Source organism: Synechococcus sp. CS-1329, assembly GCF_025128055.1.
Classification (GTDB): domain Bacteria; phylum Cyanobacteriota; class Cyanobacteriia; order PCC-6307; family Cyanobiaceae; genus Regnicoccus_A.
Genome location: NZ_JAHLYS010000033.1, coordinates 31,797 through 51,029 on the forward strand (window position 1 = coordinate 31,797; position 19,233 = coordinate 51,029).

A 19,233-nucleotide genomic window follows, 5' to 3' on the forward strand; every position below is an offset into this window, starting at 1 on the left:
CCCAGGCGATTCACGCGGGAATGGGGCTGTAAAGCAAGATCAGCACTGGGTTGAGGGCGGCAAGCAGCTCGGGTTCACTGATGACGAGCAGACCACGGCCAAGAAGCGCACCAAGCGTGAGAAGTTTCTGACTGAGATGGAGAAGGTGGTTCCTTGACAGGCGCTGATCCTGGCTTTCCGTCACCTGCTGGAGAAGCACAACCAGGGAGAGCAGATCTTTGAGACGGTGAAAGCCCATCTCAAGAAGCTGGGCCTGGCGATGAAGCAGGGGACAATCATTGGTGCCACCTCGATCGCCGCACCAAGTTCCACCAAGAACAAAGCTGGGTAAAGAGCACGGGTTCTGTGGACCCCATAAGCGTACGGTCCGTTTCAGGAGGTTCAAGCGAACTCGGCCGCGACCAGCAGCCTGGAAACACTGTCAATTGGCTGCATGGATGCAACTCCCTGCCCTAAGCGAGTGGTGTCTTCGCCAACGCAGATCCTTGAACAGCTGGAGCGGCCCTCCTGAACAGGGGCACGAGCAGTGGTGGGCTGGCCGCCCATAGGTCACCAGCACGCCACCGACGCGGAGCATCAACGACTACCGACAGCCTGAGCACTGTCATCAGCTGAAGCAACAGCAACAATGAGCAACAGAGCGAGACGGCCAGACCACATCAAAAGTAGCAACAGATACCCGCCGTATCGAAGGGAACAGGAAGAATGCATTGGGCGCTTTTGATGCCACGAAGCAATAAGAAAAAGATATCGAGAATTGCATAATTCAAGCTGAGTTCATCTTCTGTTTGCCAAATCAGGACATTTTGTCCAGCCTTCAGCAAGCTTTTATTGCAAAAACTTCTGCCTTTCTCATGCCATCAATTCCCGCAACACTGTCCGGTCAGGCCTCGATCGAGCGGCTCCTTGGACAGACAGCCAATTCGGCCTGTACTTGCACAGATTGCATCCAAGGACTGGCCTCCCATGAATCATTTCTGACGGATTTTCCTGAGGATCCCGAAACCTTGATGGATGACTTCCATCGCATGGGACTGATCCGTCGAGAGGCCTATCCAATCGCGGAGAAGATCAGTCAGTCCGAACTTCGCGAGGTGCTCTTCTTTCGACATGCATCTCAGGGAAATCCAGAAAAGGAACAGCTCCTGCGCGCCCTGGCCAGCGAAGCCGGCGGCCTTGATCAAGCCTTTGCGGCGGCTTTCGGTCCCCAGGCAGGTCGCTTTTTCTCCCGTGTGAGTAGCAGCAGCCCGCTGGGGCGGCGCACGTTCATGAAAGGTCTCGCTGCAGGGGCAGCCTTGGTCACCCTGGCCAACTGCGGTGTACGGGATGACAGAGAAACCGACGGAGGAGCCCCGGTCGATCCCTCCAGCCTTGAGAAGAAAGACCTGAAGGTTGGATTCATTCCAATTACCTGTGCCACGCCAATCATCATGTCGGAGCCGTTGGGCTTCTACACCAAGCAAGGCCTGAATGTAAGTGTGGTGAAAATGCCGAGCTGGGGAGCTGTACGCGATTCAGCCATTGCAGGCGAACTCGACGCCTATCACATGCTCGCCCCCATGCCGATCGCCATGACCCTGGGCCTTGGCTCCACACCATTCAGTGTCAAGTTGGCGAGCATCGAGAACATCAACGGCCAGGCCATCACCGTTGCCAAACGCCACGCCGGCAAAGTCAGGGAAGCCAAGGACTTCAAAGGATTCGTCATCGGCGTGCCCTTCCCCTTCTCGATGCACAACCTGCTGCTGCGCTACTACCTGGCCAATGGCGGAGTGAACCCCGATACCGATGTTCAGATCCGCCCCGTACCGCCGCCGGACAGCATCGCCCAACTGGTGACTGGCGATCTCGATGCCATGTTGATGCCCGATCCATTCAACCAAAGGGCCGTCTACGAAGATGCGGGCTTCATTCTTCTGCTCACCAAGGATCTCTGGGATGGACATCCCTGCTGCGCCTTTGCTGCGGGAGAGCCCTGGATTCAAGAGCACCCCCAGACCTTCCGAGCCCTCAACAAATCAATCATCGAAGCCGCAAACTACGCCAGCAAAGCCGAAAATCGCAAGGAAATCGCTTCAGCCATCTCTGGGCGAGCCTTCCTGAACCAGCCCACCGAAGTGGTTGAAGCCGTATTGACTGGCAAGTTCGAGAATGGGCTGGGGCAAAGCTTTGATGTCCCCGATCGCATCGATTTCAAGCCTTATCCTTGGCAGAGCTTTTCCAACTGGATTCAGAGCCAGCTGGTGCGATGGGATCTCGGCAAGGCTGCCAGCATGATCCAAGCGGGTGATTTTGACACCAACAGTGCTTCCATCTTCCTCACAACTGAGGCCCAGGAACTGGAGAGGAGCATGGGCTTGAACCCACCAACTGAAACGTCCCGCGTCGAAACTCTCGCCTTTGACACCTTCGATCCCCAGAGGCCCCTCGACTACGTCGAGGAACAGAGAAAGCGCGATGGCTTCTGATTGAACTGCACACTTCTCATGCTTCTGTCTCCATGACAAAGTCGTCCCTGAGCAAACCGATGGGCCTGCTTGTCTCCATCGTCAGTGTTGTGATCGCCTTGGTCGTCTGGCAGATTCTTGCCAAGCAAGGTCTGCTGGGCAAAAACTTCCCAGGATCCCTAGAAACCCTGAAAGAACTCCAATGGTGGCTCTCGGATCCCTTCTTCAACAACGGTCCCAATGATCTGGGAATCGGCACTAATTTGCTGATTAGTTTACGCCGGGTGATGATCGGCTACAGCTTGTCCATCGTTGTCGCCGTCCCGCTCGGGCTCTTGATTGGGGTGTCCCGCCTGGCCAGCAGTTCCGCCAACCCCTTCATTCAGCTGCTGAAGCCGGTCTCGCCTTTGGCCTGGCTGCCAATCGGCCTTTTCGTCTTCAGGGATTCAGAGCTGACCGGCATTTTTGTGATCTTCATTTCCAGTGTCTGGCCAACATTGATCAGCACATCCTTTGGCGTACAAACCATTAACCCCGATTACCTGCGGGTCTCCAGATCCCTGGGTGCCAGCCAGCTGCGCACGATTACCAAAGTCGTGCTCCCCGCTGTCATGCCCAACATCCTGGCGGGCATGCGCATCTCGATGGGCATTGCCTGGCTGGTGATCGTTGCAGCCGAGATGCTGCTGGGCTCCGGCATTGGTTATTTTATCTGGAATGAATGGAACAATCTTTCACTTCCTAATATCTTCGTGGCAATCATCGTGATCGGCCTCACTGGCATTCTTCTTGATCAATTGATTGGAGCTTTGCAGAAGCGCTTTGATTATCAACTCTAACGTCCAAAGATCTACAGAACCAGCCTTGCCTTATGTCATGCCAGCCAACAACGACTACCGCGAAGCCCAGCTCAGTATCGAAAGTGTTGGCAAGGTCTTCACATCGGAACCTGGCCTGCTGAGGTCGCTGAGCGGGCGTCGAGCCAGCGGTGGTTACGTTGCCCTTGAGGACGTTAATCTCCGAATCGAAGAAAATACCTTCGTCTCGATCATCGGTCCATCGGGCTGCGGCAAGTCCACTTTGCTTAATTTGATGGCCGGCCTGGATGAACCCAGCTCAGGTCAGATCCTCATGGACGGGCTTCGCATCCGCGGCCCCGGTCCTGACCGTGGAGTTGTCTTCCAGAACTATGTCCTGATGCCATGGCTCACGGCCCTGGAGAACGTCATCTACGCGATCGAAACCGCACAACCCAGCATCAGCAAGGGCAGCGCCAAGGAACAGGCCCGTGAGTATCTGTCCATGGTGGATCTCGATAAGGCGATGGGCCGCTATCCCAGGGAGATGAGTGGTGGCATGAAACAACGGGTGGCCATTGCCAGAGCCTTATCGATCAAGCCCAAGATTCTGCTGATGGATGAGCCCTTTGGGGCCCTCGACGCCCTGACCCGCGGCTATCTTCAGGAGGAAGTTCTACAGCTGTGGGAAAATCACCGGGTCACGGTGGTGCTGGTGACCCACAGCATTGACGAGGCCCTGCTGCTCTCGGACCAGATCGTGTTGATGTCGAGCGGTCCGAATGCTCGGATCAGTGATTTGATCGACCTTCCACGGATTCGTCCGCGCAAACGGAACATGATCGAAACCCATCCGGATTTTCTAGCCGTGAAACAGCGGCTGGAAGACCATCTGTTCCGGGAAACCAGGGCCATCGAAGAAAAGTAGTCCTCCGGCCACTTTCCGGCCCAGCTACCGCTTCCCCTCCCGTCCCGATCACCCCTCCCCTTCATCCTTGACGGATCTGCCATGAGCACACTCACCCCGCTCAGTCACACCCTGCTCAACGCCAAACGCAAAAAAGGCATCAGCTTTGCGGAACTGGAAACGCTGCTCAATCGAGATGAGGTCTGGATTGCCAGCCTGCTCTATGGCCAGGCCACAGCCTCGCCGGATGAAGCACAGACCCTTCTGGCGGCCCTGGATCTGGATCCCAACCTGGCTGGCGAGCTGACCGTTCCTCCCGTCAAGGGTTGCCTGGATCCCGTGGTCCCCACCGACCCATTGATCTATCGCTTCTACGAAATCATGCAGGTGTACGGCCTGCCGATGAAGGATGTGATCCAGGAGAAATTTGGCGACGGCATCATGAGTGCGATCGATTTCACCCTGGAAATCGATAAAGTTGAGCATCCAGCTGGAGATCGGGTCAAGGTGACCATGTGCGGCAAATTTCTGCCTTACAAGAAGTGGTGACCTGAGCCGCTCTGATTAAAGGCCGAGTTCGGTGAGGCCGGGGTGGTCCTGCGGCCTCGGTCCTTGGGGCCAGAGGAATTTGCGCTCTGAATCGGCAATCGGCACATCGTTGATGCTGGCCTCACGCCAACGCATCAGACCTTCATCACTGAACTCCCAGTTTTCATTGCCATAGGCCCGATACCAATGGCCATCTGAATCATGCCACTCGTACTGGAAGCGCACAGCGATGCGATTGCCATGCCAGGCCCAGACTTCCTTGATCAATCGATAGCCGTTCTCCTGAGCCCATTTCCGCTGCAGGAACTCCACAATCTCTTGGCGGCCCCTGATGAATTCTGAGCGATTCCGCCAGTAGCTGTCTTCCGTGTAGGCCAGCGAGACTCGGTGCGGATCTCTGGAATTCCAGGCGTCCTCCGCCATTCTTGCTTTCTGGATCGCCGTTTCTTGATTGAACGGAGGCAGTGGAGGCTTTGTACTTTGAGCGGGCATCTGAATCTTGCGATGAATTATCTTACTCCTGTCAGAGGCTGAACCGGGCTTAGGCCTCGCAGCCGATGAAATGCTTCTGAAGCAAAGACACCCTCTATTGGTTGATGGCCTGAGGCCGGTCAGTTTCAGCTCCTTCGATTCGCCATGGCCAAGATCAGAGCATCGGCTGTGACGATCACATCCGTAGAACAAGATGAATAACTTGTTGGGCTCTCACCAGTACTTCGGATAGCGGCTCTCGCGGAAGGCGTTGTTGTACAGCAGGGTGGGCAGGAGCAGAAACACGATCACCGGGTTCGACCGCGCCGGTGGATGCACCGTGCCGGTGGGCGATGACCACGGGCCGCTGTGGAGGCATCCGCTACGCAACGGCGGACCAGGAGCGGTTGGAATGCACAGCATTGCTGGGGGCCTGAGGTCCGTGATCACGCGCCAACCTGCCTTCACGGCGGCTGCAGCCGAGCTGACTCCAGCTGAGCTGATTCCAGCCGAGGCCCTGCGCCAGCTCAACCGGCGCAGCGATCGGGCCGGCTGGCGGCAGCTGGCGGGCCATGGGGCGCTGATCCTGGCCAGCGGCCTGATCTGGGCGGATGGGCGGCTGCCCTGGGCGCTGCGGCTGCCGGCGCTGCTGCTGCTGGGCTGGGGCCTGGCCTTCGCCTTCTGTGCCCTGCACGAATGCGGCCACCGCACCGCCTTCGCCAGCCGCCGGCTCAACGACGCCGTGGCCTGGTGGGCCGGGGTGCTGAGTTTCTACAACGCTGATTTTTACCGCCGCTACCACCAGTGGCATCACCGCCACACCCACCAACCGGGCCTGGACCCGGAGCTGGAGGATCCGCCGCCCAGCAGCCGCTGGGGCTACCTGCTGGAGTTGAGCGGCCTGCCCTGGTGGGCCGGCAAGCTGCGCGGCCATGCCGCTGGCCTGATGGGCAACTTCAGCGATTGCCCCTACATCCCCGCCGAGGCGGCCCCGGCGCTGCGCCGCTCGATCCGGCTGCAGTTCGCGGTCTACGGGCTGCTGCTGCTGCTGTCACTACCGGGCGGCAACGGTGTCCTGCTCTGGCTGTGGCTGCTGCCGCTGGCCCTGGGCCAGCCCCTGCTGCGCTTCGTGCTGCTGGCGGAGCACGGCGGCTGCAGCACCAGCACCGATGTGTTGCGCAACACCCGCACCACCCACACCCTGGCGCCGCTGCGCTGGTTGATGTGGAACATGCCCTTCCACGTGGAGCACCACCTGCTGGCCTCGATTCCCTTCCATGCCCTGCCGGCCGCCCACGGCTGGATCGCCGGGCGTCTGGAGCACAACGATCCGGGTTATCTGGCGGTGCACCGGTCGTTTCTGGCCGAACCATCGCAGCTGGCGCTGCCGGCGCCGCCGGCATGAGCGTGACAGCGGCGATCCGGGGCCGCGACGGGCTGTTCGAGCTGGGCCCGATGGCGCTCAGCTGCGGCCAGCAGCTGCCCAACGCCCGCCTGGCCTACCGGCTGTTCGGGGAGCTCAACGCCGATCGCTCCAACCTGGTGCTCTACCCCAGCTCCTACGGCGCCTGGCCCGAGGACATCGACTGGGTGGTGGGCCCGATCCTCGATCCGGAGCGCTGGTGCGTGCTGCTGGTGAGCCAGTTCGGCAATGGCCGCTCCAGCAGCCCCAGCACCAGTGCCATGGGGCTGGCCGAGCAGGGCTGGGTGATCAGCCACGCCGACAACGTGGCCGCCCAGTGCCGGCTGATCCAGGAGCGGTTCGCGGTGGAGCGCCTCGCCCTGATCTACGGCTGGTCGATGGGGGCGCAGCAGGCCTACCACTGGGCGGCCCTGGAGCCGCAGCGGGTGGAGCGGATCTGCTGCCTCTGCGGCACGGCCCGCACCACACCCCACAACCGCCTGTTCCTGCTCAGCCTGCGTCAGGCCCTCACGGCCGATCCCGCCTGGAACGGGCAGCGCTTCACGGCCCCACCGGAGCAGGGGCTGCGCAGCTTTGCCCTGATCTACGCCAGCTGGGCCGCCAGCCAGGCCTACTACCGCGATGGACACCACACGGCCCTCGGCTTCACGAGCGTGGAGGAGTATGTGGAGCAGAGCTGGCTGCCCGCCTACCGCCGCCACGATCCCCGCGACCTGCTGGCGATGCTCGACACCTGGCTGGCCAATGATCTCGGTGCCGCCGTGGGCCGTTCCCTGGCCGCCGCCCTGGGGCGGATCACGGCCCGCACCACCGTGATCGCCGGCTCCCACGACCTCTACTTCCCCCCGGACGACTGCGCCGCGGAAGCCGCCTGCATCCCCGGCGCCCGCTTCGAGCGGCTGGAGTCGGTGCTGGGGCACCGGGCCGGCAACCCCCGCGAGGCGCCGCGGGAGCAGGCGATGATCCGCGCCGCCCTCGGGCGTCTGCTGATGGATTGATCCACCGTTCCGCCCGCCCCCCGCTGAGCCCATGACCGACCTGGCCCGCTACGCCGCCGACCACGGCATCCGCCACTTCCTCTTCTCCTTCTCCGATCTGTTCGGGGTGCAGCGGGCCAAGCTGGTGCCCGCCAGCGCCGCCGATCAGCTGGCCCGCGATGGCGCCGGCTTCGCTGGTTTCGCCGCCTGGTTGGCGATGACCCCAGCCGATCCCGATGTGCTCGGCCTGCCTGATCCCGCCAGCCTGGCGGTGCTGCCCTGGCAGCGGAGCGTGGCCTGGCTGGCCACCGATCTGCAGGTGGAGGGCCGGCCCCTGGAGCAGTCGCCGCGCTGGGTGCTGCGCCGCCAGCTGGAGCGGGTGGCGCAGCTGGGCTACAGCTTCCGCACCGGCGTGGAAGCTGAGTTCTTCCTGCTGCAAGCCGGCGGCAGGGCGATCGCCGATGGCCGCGACACCCAGGTCAAACCCTGCTACGACCAGCTGGCCCTGATGCGCCAGTTCGAGCTGATCGGCGGCCTGCTCGAAGCGATGGAGGAGCTGGGCTGGGGGCCGTATCAAGCCGATCACGAGGATGCCAACGGCCAGTTCGAGATCAACTGGACCTTCGCCGATGCCCTGGTGACCGCCGACCGCCACGCCCTCTTCCGGGTGATGGCCCAGTCGATGGCGGAACCGCTGGGCGCTCAGGTGAGCTTCGGGCCCAAACCCTTCCCCCAGCTCACCGGCAGCGGCGCCCACCTGCACCATTCCCTCTGGGACGCCACGGGCCGCAACCTCTTCCATGACCCCCGCGGCGCGCTGGGCCTCTCGGCGCTGGCCTATCACTTCCTCGGCGGTCTGCTGGCCCATGCCCCGGCCCTCTGCGCCCTCACCAATCCCACCGCCGAGAGCTACGCCCGCCTCGGCGGCCAGACCACCAACTCCGGCGCCACCTGGTCACCGGGCTGGATCAGCTACGGCGGCAACAACCGCAGCCACATGGTGCGCATCCCCGACGACCAGCGCCTGGAGCTGCGCCTCGCCGACAGCGCCGCCAGTCCCTACCTGCTGCCTGCAGCGGTGCTGGCCGCCGGCCTCGACGGCCTCGAGCGCCAGCTTGACCCCGGCATCCGCAACGACGCCAACCTCTACACCGACCCGCCGCCCCCCGGCACAGCCGCCCCCTTGCCCGCCAGCCTGGAGGAAGCCCTGGCCGCCTTCGCCGCCGACACGCTGCTGCGTGACGCCCTGGGCGAACCCTTCTGCCAGGCCTACGAGAGCCTCAGACGCCAGCACGGCTGAAGGGCAGCTTGCTCAGCGCCCAGGGCCACGCCTGTGGCACTCGCGAGATGTCGATCACATACTCCTGGCCCGGAGACGTGGTGGAGAGCCGGGCCGTGCCATCGCCAAGATCACAGAAGTGACGTCTGCGATGGCGGGACATCGTGACGCTGTGATCATCGGCAGGAATCAGGAAAGACGGAACACTCCACTGGCTCATCCGCTCACCCGCCGAGAGGCGCAAGCTGGCGTTGTAGTGATCAAAGACTCCGGCCCCTGGCAGCCCCTCCACGCCAGGCCAGGTGAGGCGATCAGCCGCCGAAAAGATCACATTTCTGCTGTGATGCTTAAGGGCAGGGGCGGCATGGGGATGGTAGGTGAGCCAGTCTGGAAGCACATCGGCCTCCGGCCAGTGCATCTCTCCCACCTGCATCCATCCCCAGATGACGTGACTGCCTCGCATCGGCAAGAACGCACCCTTGAACCATCCATAGAAGAGAAACAAATCACCCACACCCACCCCCTGATGCAACAGATGCGTCAGGGCTCCATCGCACTGGCCAAACGAAGGCCGCCAGCCGGGCTGGCGCGGAAGGGCCTGCTGCCGCAGATCAGGGTCGAGATGGGCCAACCCAGACAGGCCCGCAGGCAGACCACGGATGCTCTCATAGGTGATCCCATGGGCAAACCCATCCTCAGGAATCGGCACACTCAGCATCGCCCCATCGGCAGCCACCAAGCTGGCCCTCTTGCCGTAGGAGGTGTCAGACCCCTTTCGGCTGAAGATGAGTTTCAGAGCCAAGATTTTGCGACAGTGACTGATCCCCTCTCCACAGCCATGGCAAGCGCTGACTTGCAGCCATCAGCCCATTAAGAACCACGATCAGCCTCATTATAGCTCAGATCGAAAGAGCAGAGAATGCTGCCACAAAGCACACCGATTCTCGAGGCGCCAAGCAATCTTCCACGCTTTCAGGAAATCACAGAACAGAACTGATTGAGCACCAAAGCGGCTCCAAGGAAGCGGAGCCGTTCAGACTCAGCGCCATGCCAAAGCTCCCACTGCCGTGGCCAGGTCTGCTGGTCATGGCCCTGCTGGTGACCCCTGCCTGTACAGCCCAGGGCATCCAGGCCACAGTGCTCTCCGTCGGAGATGGCGACACCATCCGTGTTCTGCAGGGGAAGCAACGGCTCACGGTCCGCCTCGCCTGCATTGATGCACCGGAGATGGCCCAGGCGCCCCACGGTGCCAACTCCAGAAATGCCCTTCAAAGCCGGTTGCCGGTGGGGCGTGTGGTGCAACTCAACGTCAAGACCAGGGATCGCTATGGCCGCACAGTGGCGGAGGTGATCAGCTCTGGCAACATCAACCTGGCCATGGTGGCGAGCGGCCAGGCCTTCGCTTACCGCCAATACCTGGGAAACTGCAAGGCCAGCGACTTCCTTGAAGCCGAATCGAAGGCGGGCCTGCGCGGCCTGGGCGTGTGGCAGCTGAGCGGTGGAATCCTCAGGCCCTGGGACTTCCGCCGGGCCAAAAGAGCAGCACGAGCCCCGGCTGGCAGCCCCTCAGGGCCACGTCGCTACGACTGCCAGGAGATCGGCTCCCACCAACGGGCCCAGGAACTGCTGCGCCAGGGTCACAGCTATCTCGATGGCAACGGCGACGGCGAAGCCTGTGAACAGCTGCTGCGCTGAGACTCAGGGCCAACCTGAGCTCATGGCCTGAGCGGATCAGCGATCCAGAACCGCTCGCCAGTGGCTTCAGCAAGGCGTTCGGCGAAATCCTGTGCTGCCTCGGCCTCGCTGAAGCTGGCCGCCTGCAGCCAGCCGCTGGCATTGATGTAGGCATCGCCGCAATAACGGCTGCGAACGCTGGCGAGCAGCTCGCGGCTGGAAGAGGCAACAACGGGCCACCATTCCCCTGAGGGGGAGCCTCTGGAGCCGCAGCTGTCCTGGAAGGCCAGCGACTGCGCTGCTGATGACGGCGTTGGAGATGTCATGGGCACCATGAAGCGCACGGCCATCAGCCCGAAAACACCCATGAGCCCGATGAGGACGATCCTGATCCAGACCACGGAGCCTGGCGCGGAAAGGGTTGGATTCCTCTGCGAGGATTGCCCGCTCGATCCCACCTTCTCCAGCTCAGCCAAAAGACGCTCGGCCTCATGGCCGGTGGATTCAATACTGCCATCGGCAGGATCAGACATCTGGACTCAAACAATCGAGACGGACAGCAGCTTGATGAGACATGCCCACGGCGAACACTCATGCCCGTAAGTTCTTTGACTATAATTGGAAAAGGTTGCAAAAGGGTAAATGCACAGCACTAGCCAGAATTGGCGTACGTCAACGCACAGTCCAAGGCCGAGCTGGATGCGATAATTCCCAGAATGGTCCAGTCGCGGAACGACAGTCAGCCATGATCGCCAAGGCCATCCTCGGATTGACTCGATCCTGCGAACAACCTGAGCAGTCGGTTGTTCGCAGCAACTCCGGCCAGCCGCTGTTGCTTCAGGCCAGAATCCACTCTGATCTTCAGACCAATCCTGCTGTGTTACAGCCAGCTGCCCGGAAGGGTTGAAGCCAAGCCATGGCCCATCAGCATCAGAACAAGGGGACCCACGGCATGGTGCTGCGTCGATGGCTGCTTTTCTCTGGCCTCATCCCTTTGGCAGGGTTGTCGTCCTGCGGCAGTGAGCTACCTCCCTGCCTCAACTCCAAAGCCAACGCTGAAGCAGCGACCCCAGCAGCTCCGGCGAAGGCTGATGCCAAGGCCTTGATGATCGGCATTGATGGCAGCGGCTCCATGTTGGGCCATGCCGAGGCCGGCGACGCCTCAGGCTGGCGCAATCTGCTTCAGGCCATCAATCTCTCAGCTGAAACCATTGGGCTCTCCTCCCAGGGCTTCCGTGTTGGCGGGCAGAAGATACAGCCACTCACAGGCGGCAAGGTAACGCAGGCCACAGATCCATGTTTCTTCAAGGGCTGTGGCAGCTACCCACCAGTGAGCTCCAGCCTGCAAACCCTCTGGACGGCTAGCTCAGGGAGTGATGCCATTCCACTGAGGCTGCTGGTGAGTGATCTGGAGGTGAATCAAAGCGATATTTCCAGTTTGGTAGGCGGGATTCGCACGGATCTTGCCAAGGGAGCTTCCGCAGGAGTTCTCGCGCTGAAGCTGCCATTCAATGGCAAAGTTTTTGACCCTCAGGGCAACAACTTTTACACTGGTAAGCTCAATCGGCCACTCTATCTTCTGGCAACTGGTAAGCCAGAGCAAGTCAAAGATTTGCTTGCTCTGATCCAAAGCACAATGGCCCAGAAAGGGGTTGCGGCGCAGGAGCTTTCCATGTTGGAGCCCAAGAGGAGCGGCAGTCCGTTGACAATCAAGTCAATTGCAGCAGTCCCGTTGGCCAAGGGGAAGCCTGATCAACCCATTCGCATTGGCAACAGCCAATATTCAGCGGGACGCAACGGCGACTATCGCTCCATACAACTCTTGCCTGGTGCCACTGGTGTCGTCGTCGACACAATCAAACCATGGGGCGAAGGCAGCAGCCGAGGCGACCTTGGTCTGGTACGTCTCGAACGTATTCCGTTGTTGCCCACAGATACCAGCGAGGCTGGTGGTATTCGCCTGAGGAGCATGAGCATGGCCAACTCCAACATCCGTCTGGAGCTGGACATTCCCGCAACGGCCCCTGCTGGCTTGCTCAGAGCCACGATCCCACAGGGCAACATGCCAGATCAGTGGTGGTTTGACTGGGATCGCTCAGACCCCAGGAACGCCAACGCCAAACAACAGACGGAGGGCCTCCTCCTGCTCATGACCACCCTCGGCCAACAGATTGCAGCCAGGGACCCCAACACGCCACCGGCAGCTGTGCTCTGCATCGCCTTCCAACACAACTAACCCCACCAGCCATGCGATCTCAACAAGGCATCTTGCTCGGCCTTTCCTTCGTTGCAGGGCTCCTCTGGGTGTTCGTGGTCCAGAAATGGATGTTCCTCAACGTTTTCTCTGGCGTTCTGGCCGGTCCAGGCCTTCCTCTCAACGACTACCTCCAGCTCGCCAATGAACCCGCCTTCACCATGCTCTGGATCAGCTGCATCAGTGCGCTGATGATCTGGTTGTGGATCACCTTCAGAGCCCGGCCGCGCAACGGCGCCGAAGTCAGGCGAATGAAACCTCTGTGGTGGACCGCTGCTGTGATTCTGGTGTTGCTGGGTTGGTTGTATCAACTCTTTTTCAGCATCATCATCTGGCAGCTCCAAGGGCAATCTCCTGTTCAAGGCAGTGGCATGAATTTCTTTCTTCTACCGCCAGGAGGCTGGCTCCTTTTGACAATGATGGTGATGATTAATGTGACCTTGTTATTCTGGCTGCCCACCTTGCTGGCCTCACCGAGGACCTATCGATTGGTTGTGCCGGGTGCTGTGAAAATCCTCGGAGGTCGTTGAAATGAGCGTGTTCGCCATCGGCGTCGGCGGTACCGGAGCCAAGTGCCTCGAAGCCCTCACCCATCTCCATACCTGCGGCCTGCTCGAACAAGGCGGCACCAGTGTGCGGCTCGGCACATTTCTGGTGGAGCCCGACCAGCAAAGCACCCTGCTGGCAAGGGCCGAAACAGCAATCGATCGATACCAGAAGATGCGCAGGCTGCTGGGCAGCAAGGCCGATCATTTCGCCCGGGGGGAGCTGCGTCACTACGGCACCTGGAGCCCGCTCAGTAACTCATCCGGAGCCATCAGCCTCGACCAGGTGTTCCCCAAGGCCATCCTGCGCACCAGGGCCAGTGGCCTGGCCGCCCTGTTCGATTGTCTCTTTCCCCCGGAGGAGCAGGCCGCTGATCTGGAGGTGGGCTTCCGGGGCCGTCCGCCGATCGGCTCAGCGGTGATGAGCCGCGTGAGCCTCACCGCCGAAGCGAAGACCGGGCAGTGGCAACAGATGCTCAGCGACATCGAAACAGCCAGCGGAGGTGGTGAAACACCTGTGATTCATCTCTTCGGCAGCGTATTCGGTGGAACGGGTGCCTCCGGCGTTCCCACCCTGGGACAGATGCTCAAGAGCTGGTTAAAGGAACAGGGACTGAACAAGGTCAAGGTCAACGCCTCGCTACTCCTGCCCTACTTCGACTTCGAAGGTCAGGCCAGGGAGGACACCGGTGTTCATGCCGAAGCACGGAATTTTCAGCTCAACACCGATGCCGCCCTGCAGTATCTGAGAAGCAGCGGCACCTCCTGCTTCGATCAGGTCTATCTGGTGGGCAGCGACATCAAAGCTCGCTACGACTTCAGCATCGGTGGCCGCTCCCAGGCCAATGGCGCCCACCTGGTGGAACTTCTGGCAAGCCTGGGGATGCGCCACGGGCTCAAGGCCGATTCATCGAGCCATTACGCCCATGTCCTGAGCCGAGCTGTTGAGAACAAGATCAGCTGGGGTGATATCCCCGACAGTGAAGTAGTGGGTGAGGGTATGGCCCGCGCCGCGCGTTTTGGCGTGGCCTGGCTGAACAACATCAGCCTGGAACTCGATGCAGCCCAAAGTGTGCCGATGCCCACGTTCCTCAGTGGTGCCCCCTGGGCCCATCAATTCTTTCAACCCAGTGGCCAGGCCAGCGGCACCCAGGCCGGTCGGCCCAGTATCCGCAGCAGCGAGGAGCTGAGCCTCAAGACAGCAATTGACGCTTATGTCGAAACCTTGCTGCAGTGGCTTCAGCAGTTCAGCAGCAACACCGGCACCGGCTTCAGCCAGGAGCTGTTCACACCCGAGTTGCTTGAGCGCAACTCCAACTACGAGAACGCCCTCGGCAGGGTGGTGCGTGGCTCAGCGCGGCCAAGCCGGGATGAGCAGGACGACACCGTCGAGGCCATCAAGGTGCTGATGGATGCCCTCAGCCACAAAAAGATCAGCCACAACGGAATGGCTGGTCTGGCTGACACCCTCTGGTCCCTCAGTTACTGCGACACCGGACTCTGACCCCAGTCGTTACCTGCCCCAAACGCCACTTCACTCGCCACCGTCATGACCCAAGGCAACAACTCCAGCAATATTCTGCAGTTTCCCTGGTTGCCGAAGACCGACCCTCCCCAGGCAGGTGGCGCCCAGGCGGGGACCTGGCTCGGCAAGGATCAGCAGAAGCTGGGGGAGATCGCCAATACGCTCGTCTATGAGGTCACCAACAGCCGGGTGAATGCACTGCCTTCCCCCTGGTCGCGGGCCTTGCAATTTGAGCAAGCGGTGAGGAATCCTCGCTACCCCACCCGTGCAGCCTTGCTGGAGGAGCTGTTCGGCTGTTTCGCCACCGTGGGGCTGTGGGAGATGTTCGGCCTCAAGCTCGAGGCAGAGAAGGTGGCTCTAACCGACCTGATCACCAGCCAGGACGAGGCGGTGGGGCCGTTCGCACGCAGCCTCTTTGGCTCGCGGCCCAACGGGGATCAAACCCTCTACTCCCTGGCTGATGGCAGCAACCCCTGGAGCACCGTTCACGTGCTGAAAGTGGAGGGAGTGGTGATCGGCTTCACATCCCCTGCCACGGTGCTGTGCCCAGCTGTTCATTTGCCCACCACGATTCCCGGCATGAACTGGACAGCCAAGGGACGCTTCGGTGGGCCCACCAGCTTTCTTGGAGCTCAGCAGCGCCAGGCTCTGGCCGACTGGCTGGCCCATGTGAACGAAGGCCTGCTCAATGCTCCCGATCACCTCAGTGACGCCCTGGCGGGGCAGATGGATCAGGTCTTCACAGGCTTCATCGAGACCCTCAACGGTGGCCACGCCAGCAACGTGATTCTCTCCGACAATTCGGTGATCAGCCTGCGTAACAGACCCACAGCCGTATCCCTGCTGGCCCGTGCTGCCAAAGGTGGCGAAAGCCCAAGCCTGGCCACCGTGGAACTGGGCGATCGCCGCGAACGACCCCTCAAGGGCACTCCTGTACGCCCGGTGATTCTGCTGGATGCGGAGATGCCCAATCGGCTGGGACTGACAGCCAACGACATCGTGCTGTACAAGGCCGCCACCCTGGAAGCCATCGGAGGAGACAAGACAAAGCTCGAGCGGCAATATGGCCACGAGATCGATGTGATCACACCTGATGACATCTTTCTGCCAGAGCTCTATCTCCTGCCAGGGGAATCGGCGCTGGCCAATTCCTGGCTAGGCAGCCGCCTGGAAGGCAAGCCGATGGTGAACGGCATTCCCGTGACCCCCCTGCTGCCACTGAACGAGCGCATCCGTGAACTGTTCAGCAGCGCCGAGCTCGCCAGGAGCTGCAGCCTGCGGCTGGTACAGACCGGCAGCGGCATGGGCATTGAAATGACCCTGATGCTGCCACTGCAAGGGAGCCGGACGGCCTACCCGATCACCAAGCACTTCCCGATCAAGGAGCAGAACCTGATCGACCAGGATCTACCAGTGATCACCCTCTGGCCCAACATTGCCGATCTGAACTGGAAGCACTTCTTCATCTTCTGCGATGACAGCAGTTCAGGCCTGACCGTGGACGGCTTCGAGGACTATGACCTTCACAAAGGCAGGGAAGGCCAGGAAAGTGTCAAATACTTCACAAGCAAGAGCTTTCCAGATCTGATCAAGCTGATTGAGCGTGGCCAGAACTGTGGATTGATCCCTGTCAATCCGCCACCTCCTGCCAGCAACACTGCAGCAACCTGGCGCGTTGGTATCGATTTTGGCACTTCATTCACCAATTTCTTCATCGACGACGGTTCTGGCCCGAAAAGAAAGCCACTGGATACCCGAGTCATCTCATTGGCAAAGGCGCAAGAAGAAACAAAGCTTAATCAACTTTACAAGTACTTCATTCCTGAAACTCTCTTGCCGATAGGCTCGAATCCTCCGACATCGACAGCCCTGAATACCTTTGGATGGCAGGAAGTCAAAGGCACAGTTCCCAAGCTTTATCATGAATCCAGGATTCAATGGCCAAGTGAGAATGCCAATGCTCTGCGTGGGCTCAATATCCGTACAAACTTCAAGTGGCGACAGTTGCAATACCAGAAGCCATTTCTCAAGGAATTGGCCCTGCTGATCAGCTGCAATGCCGCTGCAGCCGGTGCAACGGAGCTGGCCTGGTCTGTGTCTTACCCAAGTGCCTTCTCCAAAAACGAAGCCCAAAGCTATCGGCGACTGTGGAGTGACCTCTGCAATGACCTCGCTCCACTGACCGGCCTCAAGCAGATCTTTGTTGAGGACAGCCATGAGGGAGGGCTTCAGACTGAGGCCGTAGCCTTCGCCAGCTATTTCGGCAACCACCAGGGTAAGCCGATGGTTCATACAGCCTGCCTTGATGTTGGTGGAGGAACCACTGATATCAGCCTCTGGCAGGAGAATCGGCTGCTGCATCAGGTCTCCATTCCCTTTGCCGGACGCAACATCTGCACCAGTGTGCTGCAAAACAAGCCAGCTTTCATGCACTTCCTGTTTCCACCCAGCCTCACAGGGGAAGTCAGTGGGAACAAGGCGCAGCTACGCCAGGACCCGAACTTCAACAGCTGGTTCGACAACTGCTTGCGCTATCAATCTGATCAGCTGCTCAGCGATCGAATGCCGATTCATCGTGCCGATCAAGAACGCCAGTTGATTGAGTTTGTGAGCCTCATGGCCGTGAGCTTTGGTGGCCTCTACCACTATCTCGGGCTGATCCTGAAATCCCTGAACCGAGAAGGCCTTTTGCGCAAGCAGGCAACGATGCCAATTTATATGGGCGGCAATGGCGCTCGCTTCCTGAACTGGCTGGATGAGAGTGGCTCCTTCTCCCGGAACTGCGATGCCGACCAACTCATGGGAATCCTGCAGAGCAAGAGCTCTGCTTTTGAGTCAGGTCAGAATGGCACCGCTGAGACAACACTCTCTGATGCCTTCAAGGATGAAGCAGCTTGCGGCCTGATCAGCAGTGGAGTGAATCTGCAGGGCATTTTTGACCCGAAAGATGAGTTCATGGTGGCCGGAGAAGGGCTGATGATCAACGACAGAACATTCAATTCACTGGACCGTGTTCGAACTGACGGGCTTGAAACCATCAGCAGCTATGAGATAGCCAGCCTGACTGAACTACGTCAGTTCGCCAGCAACTACGACGAGGCCTTGAATAGCGCCAGAATCAGCTCACTCCTGCCGATTCGCAGCCTCACCTGCATGGACAGTCTCTGGGGAGAGGTGGAGACGCAGGTGCGGGCGCTGTGCCTGGAGCGCATCAGCAAACGTGTGAACGATCTTGAGCCCGAACCTGCATTCATCACAGGGCTCAAGGCGCTGAACCACGTTTTATCCCAGCAGTGGGCAGAACGCTTCTAAACCTTGAATCCTGGCCAATCCAGCCTGCCACCATGAAAGATCCAAAAATTCATAGTGACCACAGCAAAAACTATCTTATGCTGGCTCTGGTGGCTGCAATCGCCATCGCCCTGCCAGCGGCAGTGCAGCAAGCAGCTTTTGGGCTTCCCTGGCTTGGCGCCGCACAGGAGGGCGCTTCGCAGCTGGAGGCTGGGAGCCCATCCCTTTCAACTCCTTCAGAGGAGAGCGAACAAAAGGGCCCCACTTGGTGGGACAATATTATTCTATGGAGGATTCTGACAGCCATTGGCCTTGTCTCTAGCGGCACTTCACTGATCCTATGGGCGATCTATTTCTGGCGCTACGATATATCGGTCATAGAAAGGGGAAGTGCACGCAAGATCCGACATGCCATGAGAAGCAGGCAAGGCAAAAGCAGTCGTTTCGACGATGTCGAAGATCATGCTCAGGCACTCTACGAGAAGCTGAGCAAAGCTTCAACAGCGACAGAGCTACACAAAGAGCGAGAGGAACGCACACTTCAAGACCGGGCTATTCAGTCCATGATCCAAATCTTTCAGAATGAAACCGCCAGCCGGATCACCAAACTTGAGGCACTGATCACTGATCCCTCTAAATCATCAAGCGTGGCTACGCCATTGGCAGCTCAAGAGCACAAGGATCTCAAGATCTTGCCGCCACCTTCCCCTACGGCCGAGCTGGTTATGGAGTTTCAGGCCGCATTTCAAAACAACGACAGAGATGCCATTAGAAGAATCATGCCCAACGAACTGAATATTATCGATGAATCTGAAAACACCCTGGCCCTTGGCTTTTCACAGAACAAGACCCAACTGCGAACTGTATCCGGAGGCGGGAGCTATCTGCTGATTCAACGGAACAACAGAGACTGGCTGCTCCCCACCTTTCAAACGTTGACTGGCATGACAACCAGTCAGCCGGCCAAAGGCCTCTTTACCTACGAGCGCCAGAGCGTTTCCTGCGCAGAATTAAAACGCCCCGCTGAAGTGAAAATGCTGGGTGAAGTCTGGGAAGTGGTCAACATGGGAATTGTGATCGTTCCAGCTTGAGGC

Annotated in this window: 17 protein-coding genes; 13 read left to right on the top strand and 4 right to left on the bottom strand. The window is 59.8% G+C overall.

The window, feature by feature from the left end:
• Window positions 1–10 precede the first annotated feature (10 nt).
• Window positions 11–238 carry a hypothetical protein gene (locus tag KQ304_RS13720; protein ID WP_399228674.1) on the bottom strand — a complete coding sequence of 76 codons (228 nt, stop codon included), beginning with the start codon at window positions 236–238 and terminating at the stop codon, window positions 11–13.
• 568 nt (window positions 239–806) lie between these two features.
• On the opposite strand from KQ304_RS13720, the gene KQ304_RS06925 reads away from it, so the two are divergent.
• The 4 genes from KQ304_RS06925 (at window position 807) to cynS (ending at window position 4,700) form a co-directional block, all read left to right on the top strand.
• Complete coding sequence (locus tag KQ304_RS06925; protein ID WP_399228677.1) at window positions 807–2,468, top strand: ABC transporter substrate-binding protein; 1,662 nt, start codon at window positions 807–809, stop codon at window positions 2,466–2,468.
• Between the two features lie 59 nt (window positions 2,469–2,527).
• Window positions 2,528–3,286, top strand: coding sequence for an ABC transporter permease (locus KQ304_RS06930; protein ID WP_259736374.1), 759 nt, complete (start codon window positions 2,528–2,530; stop codon window positions 3,284–3,286).
• 37 nt (window positions 3,287–3,323) lie between these two features.
• Window positions 3,324–4,172 carry an ABC transporter ATP-binding protein gene (locus tag KQ304_RS06935; protein ID WP_259736375.1) on the top strand — a complete coding sequence of 283 codons (849 nt, stop codon included), beginning with the start codon at window positions 3,324–3,326 and terminating at the stop codon, window positions 4,170–4,172.
• An 81-nt stretch (window positions 4,173–4,253) separates the two neighbouring features.
• Window positions 4,254–4,700: a cyanase gene (cynS, locus tag KQ304_RS06940; protein ID WP_259736376.1), complete on the top strand. Its 447-nt coding sequence runs from the start codon at window positions 4,254–4,256 to the stop codon at window positions 4,698–4,700.
• A 15-nt stretch (window positions 4,701–4,715) separates the two neighbouring features.
• Here the strand turns inward: cynS and KQ304_RS06945 are convergent, their stop codons facing one another.
• The gene (locus KQ304_RS06945; RefSeq protein WP_259736377.1) at window positions 4,716–5,192 is read right to left on the bottom strand and encodes a nuclear transport factor 2 family protein; all 477 of its coding nucleotides are present in this window, start codon (window positions 5,190–5,192) and stop codon (window positions 4,716–4,718) included.
• Window positions 5,193–5,583: 391 nt separating this feature from the next.
• Between KQ304_RS06945 and KQ304_RS06950 the strand changes: the two genes are divergently transcribed.
• Genes KQ304_RS06950 through glnT form a run of 3 tightly spaced genes read left to right on the top strand, consistent with a single transcriptional unit; the run spans window position 5,584 to window position 8,871 of the window.
• Window positions 5,584–6,576, top strand: coding sequence for a fatty acid desaturase (locus tag KQ304_RS06950; protein WP_259736378.1), 993 nt, complete (start codon window positions 5,584–5,586; stop codon window positions 6,574–6,576).
• Window positions 6,573–7,592: an alpha/beta fold hydrolase gene (locus tag KQ304_RS06955; RefSeq protein ID WP_259736379.1), complete on the top strand. Its 1,020-nt coding sequence runs from the start codon at window positions 6,573–6,575 to the stop codon at window positions 7,590–7,592. The genes KQ304_RS06950 and KQ304_RS06955 overlap by 4 nt, the downstream gene beginning before the upstream one ends.
• Before the next feature lie 31 nt (window positions 7,593–7,623).
• Entirely contained in the window at window positions 7,624–8,871 is a 1,248-nt protein-coding gene (gene glnT / locus KQ304_RS06960) for a type III glutamate--ammonia ligase (protein WP_259736380.1), read from the top strand.
• Here the strand turns inward: glnT and KQ304_RS06965 are convergent.
• Window positions 8,852–9,652: a hypothetical protein gene (locus KQ304_RS06965; RefSeq protein WP_259736381.1), complete on the bottom strand. Its 801-nt coding sequence runs from the start codon at window positions 9,650–9,652 to the stop codon at window positions 8,852–8,854. The two genes, glnT and KQ304_RS06965, sit on opposite strands and share 20 nt — an antisense overlap.
• A gap of 245 nt (window positions 9,653–9,897) precedes the next feature.
• Between KQ304_RS06965 and KQ304_RS06970 the strand changes: the two genes are divergently transcribed.
• Window positions 9,898–10,545, top strand: coding sequence for a thermonuclease family protein (locus KQ304_RS06970; RefSeq protein WP_259736382.1), 648 nt, complete (start codon window positions 9,898–9,900; stop codon window positions 10,543–10,545).
• Window positions 10,546–10,565: 20 nt separating this feature from the next.
• On the opposite strand, the gene KQ304_RS06975 is transcribed toward KQ304_RS06970, so the two are convergent.
• Entirely contained in the window at window positions 10,566–10,850 is a 285-nt protein-coding gene (locus KQ304_RS06975) for a hypothetical protein (RefSeq protein ID WP_259736383.1), read from the bottom strand.
• A gap of 590 nt (window positions 10,851–11,440) precedes the next feature.
• On the opposite strand from KQ304_RS06975, the gene KQ304_RS06980 reads away from it, so the two are divergent.
• Genes KQ304_RS06980 through KQ304_RS07000 form a run of 5 tightly spaced genes read left to right on the top strand, consistent with a single transcriptional unit; the run spans window position 11,441 to window position 19,230 of the window.
• Window positions 11,441–12,760 carry a hypothetical protein gene (locus KQ304_RS06980; protein ID WP_259736384.1) on the top strand — a complete coding sequence of 440 codons (1,320 nt, stop codon included), beginning with the start codon at window positions 11,441–11,443 and terminating at the stop codon, window positions 12,758–12,760.
• Window positions 12,761–12,792: 32 nt separating this feature from the next.
• Window positions 12,793–13,308 carry a hypothetical protein gene (locus KQ304_RS06985; protein WP_259736385.1) on the top strand — a complete coding sequence of 172 codons (516 nt, stop codon included), beginning with the start codon at window positions 12,793–12,795 and terminating at the stop codon, window positions 13,306–13,308.
• 1 nt (window position 13,309) lies between these two features.
• Window positions 13,310–14,827 carry a tubulin-like doman-containing protein gene (locus KQ304_RS06990; RefSeq protein ID WP_259736386.1) on the top strand — a complete coding sequence of 506 codons (1,518 nt, stop codon included), beginning with the start codon at window positions 13,310–13,312 and terminating at the stop codon, window positions 14,825–14,827.
• A gap of 45 nt (window positions 14,828–14,872) precedes the next feature.
• Window positions 14,873–18,160 carry a hypothetical protein gene (locus KQ304_RS06995; RefSeq protein ID WP_259736387.1) on the top strand — a complete coding sequence of 1,096 codons (3,288 nt, stop codon included), beginning with the start codon at window positions 14,873–14,875 and terminating at the stop codon, window positions 18,158–18,160.
• 32 nt (window positions 18,161–18,192) lie between these two features.
• The gene (locus KQ304_RS07000; RefSeq protein WP_259736388.1) at window positions 18,193–19,230 is read left to right on the top strand and encodes a hypothetical protein; all 1,038 of its coding nucleotides are present in this window, start codon (window positions 18,193–18,195) and stop codon (window positions 19,228–19,230) included.
• Window positions 19,231–19,233: the final 3 nt, after the last annotated feature.

Coding starts and splice junctions, on each gene's coding strand:
- KQ304_RS13720 (WP_399228674.1), bottom strand. CDS start 238: ATGGGCTTTCACCGTCTCAAAGATCTGCTCTCCCTGGTTGTGCTTCTC.
- KQ304_RS06930 (WP_259736374.1), top strand. CDS start 2,528: ATGGGCCTGCTTGTCTCCATCGTCAGTGTTGTGATCGCCTTGGTCGTC.
- KQ304_RS06935 (WP_259736375.1), top strand. CDS start 3,324: ATGCCAGCCAACAACGACTACCGCGAAGCCCAGCTCAGTATCGAAAGT.
- cynS (WP_259736376.1), top strand. CDS start 4,254: ATGAGCACACTCACCCCGCTCAGTCACACCCTGCTCAACGCCAAACGC.
- KQ304_RS06945 (WP_259736377.1), bottom strand. CDS start 5,192: ATGCCCGCTCAAAGTACAAAGCCTCCACTGCCTCCGTTCAATCAAGAA.
- KQ304_RS06950 (WP_259736378.1), top strand. CDS start 5,584: ATGCACAGCATTGCTGGGGGCCTGAGGTCCGTGATCACGCGCCAACCT.
- KQ304_RS06955 (WP_259736379.1), top strand. CDS start 6,573: ATGAGCGTGACAGCGGCGATCCGGGGCCGCGACGGGCTGTTCGAGCTG.
- glnT (WP_259736380.1), top strand. CDS start 7,624: ATGACCGACCTGGCCCGCTACGCCGCCGACCACGGCATCCGCCACTTC.
- KQ304_RS06970 (WP_259736382.1), top strand. CDS start 9,898: ATGCCAAAGCTCCCACTGCCGTGGCCAGGTCTGCTGGTCATGGCCCTG.
- KQ304_RS06975 (WP_259736383.1), bottom strand. CDS start 10,850: ATGACATCTCCAACGCCGTCATCAGCAGCGCAGTCGCTGGCCTTCCAG.
- KQ304_RS06980 (WP_259736384.1), top strand. CDS start 11,441: ATGGCCCATCAGCATCAGAACAAGGGGACCCACGGCATGGTGCTGCGT.
- KQ304_RS06990 (WP_259736386.1), top strand. CDS start 13,310: ATGAGCGTGTTCGCCATCGGCGTCGGCGGTACCGGAGCCAAGTGCCTC.
- KQ304_RS06995 (WP_259736387.1), top strand. CDS start 14,873: ATGACCCAAGGCAACAACTCCAGCAATATTCTGCAGTTTCCCTGGTTG.
- KQ304_RS07000 (WP_259736388.1), top strand. CDS start 18,193: ATGAAAGATCCAAAAATTCATAGTGACCACAGCAAAAACTATCTTATG.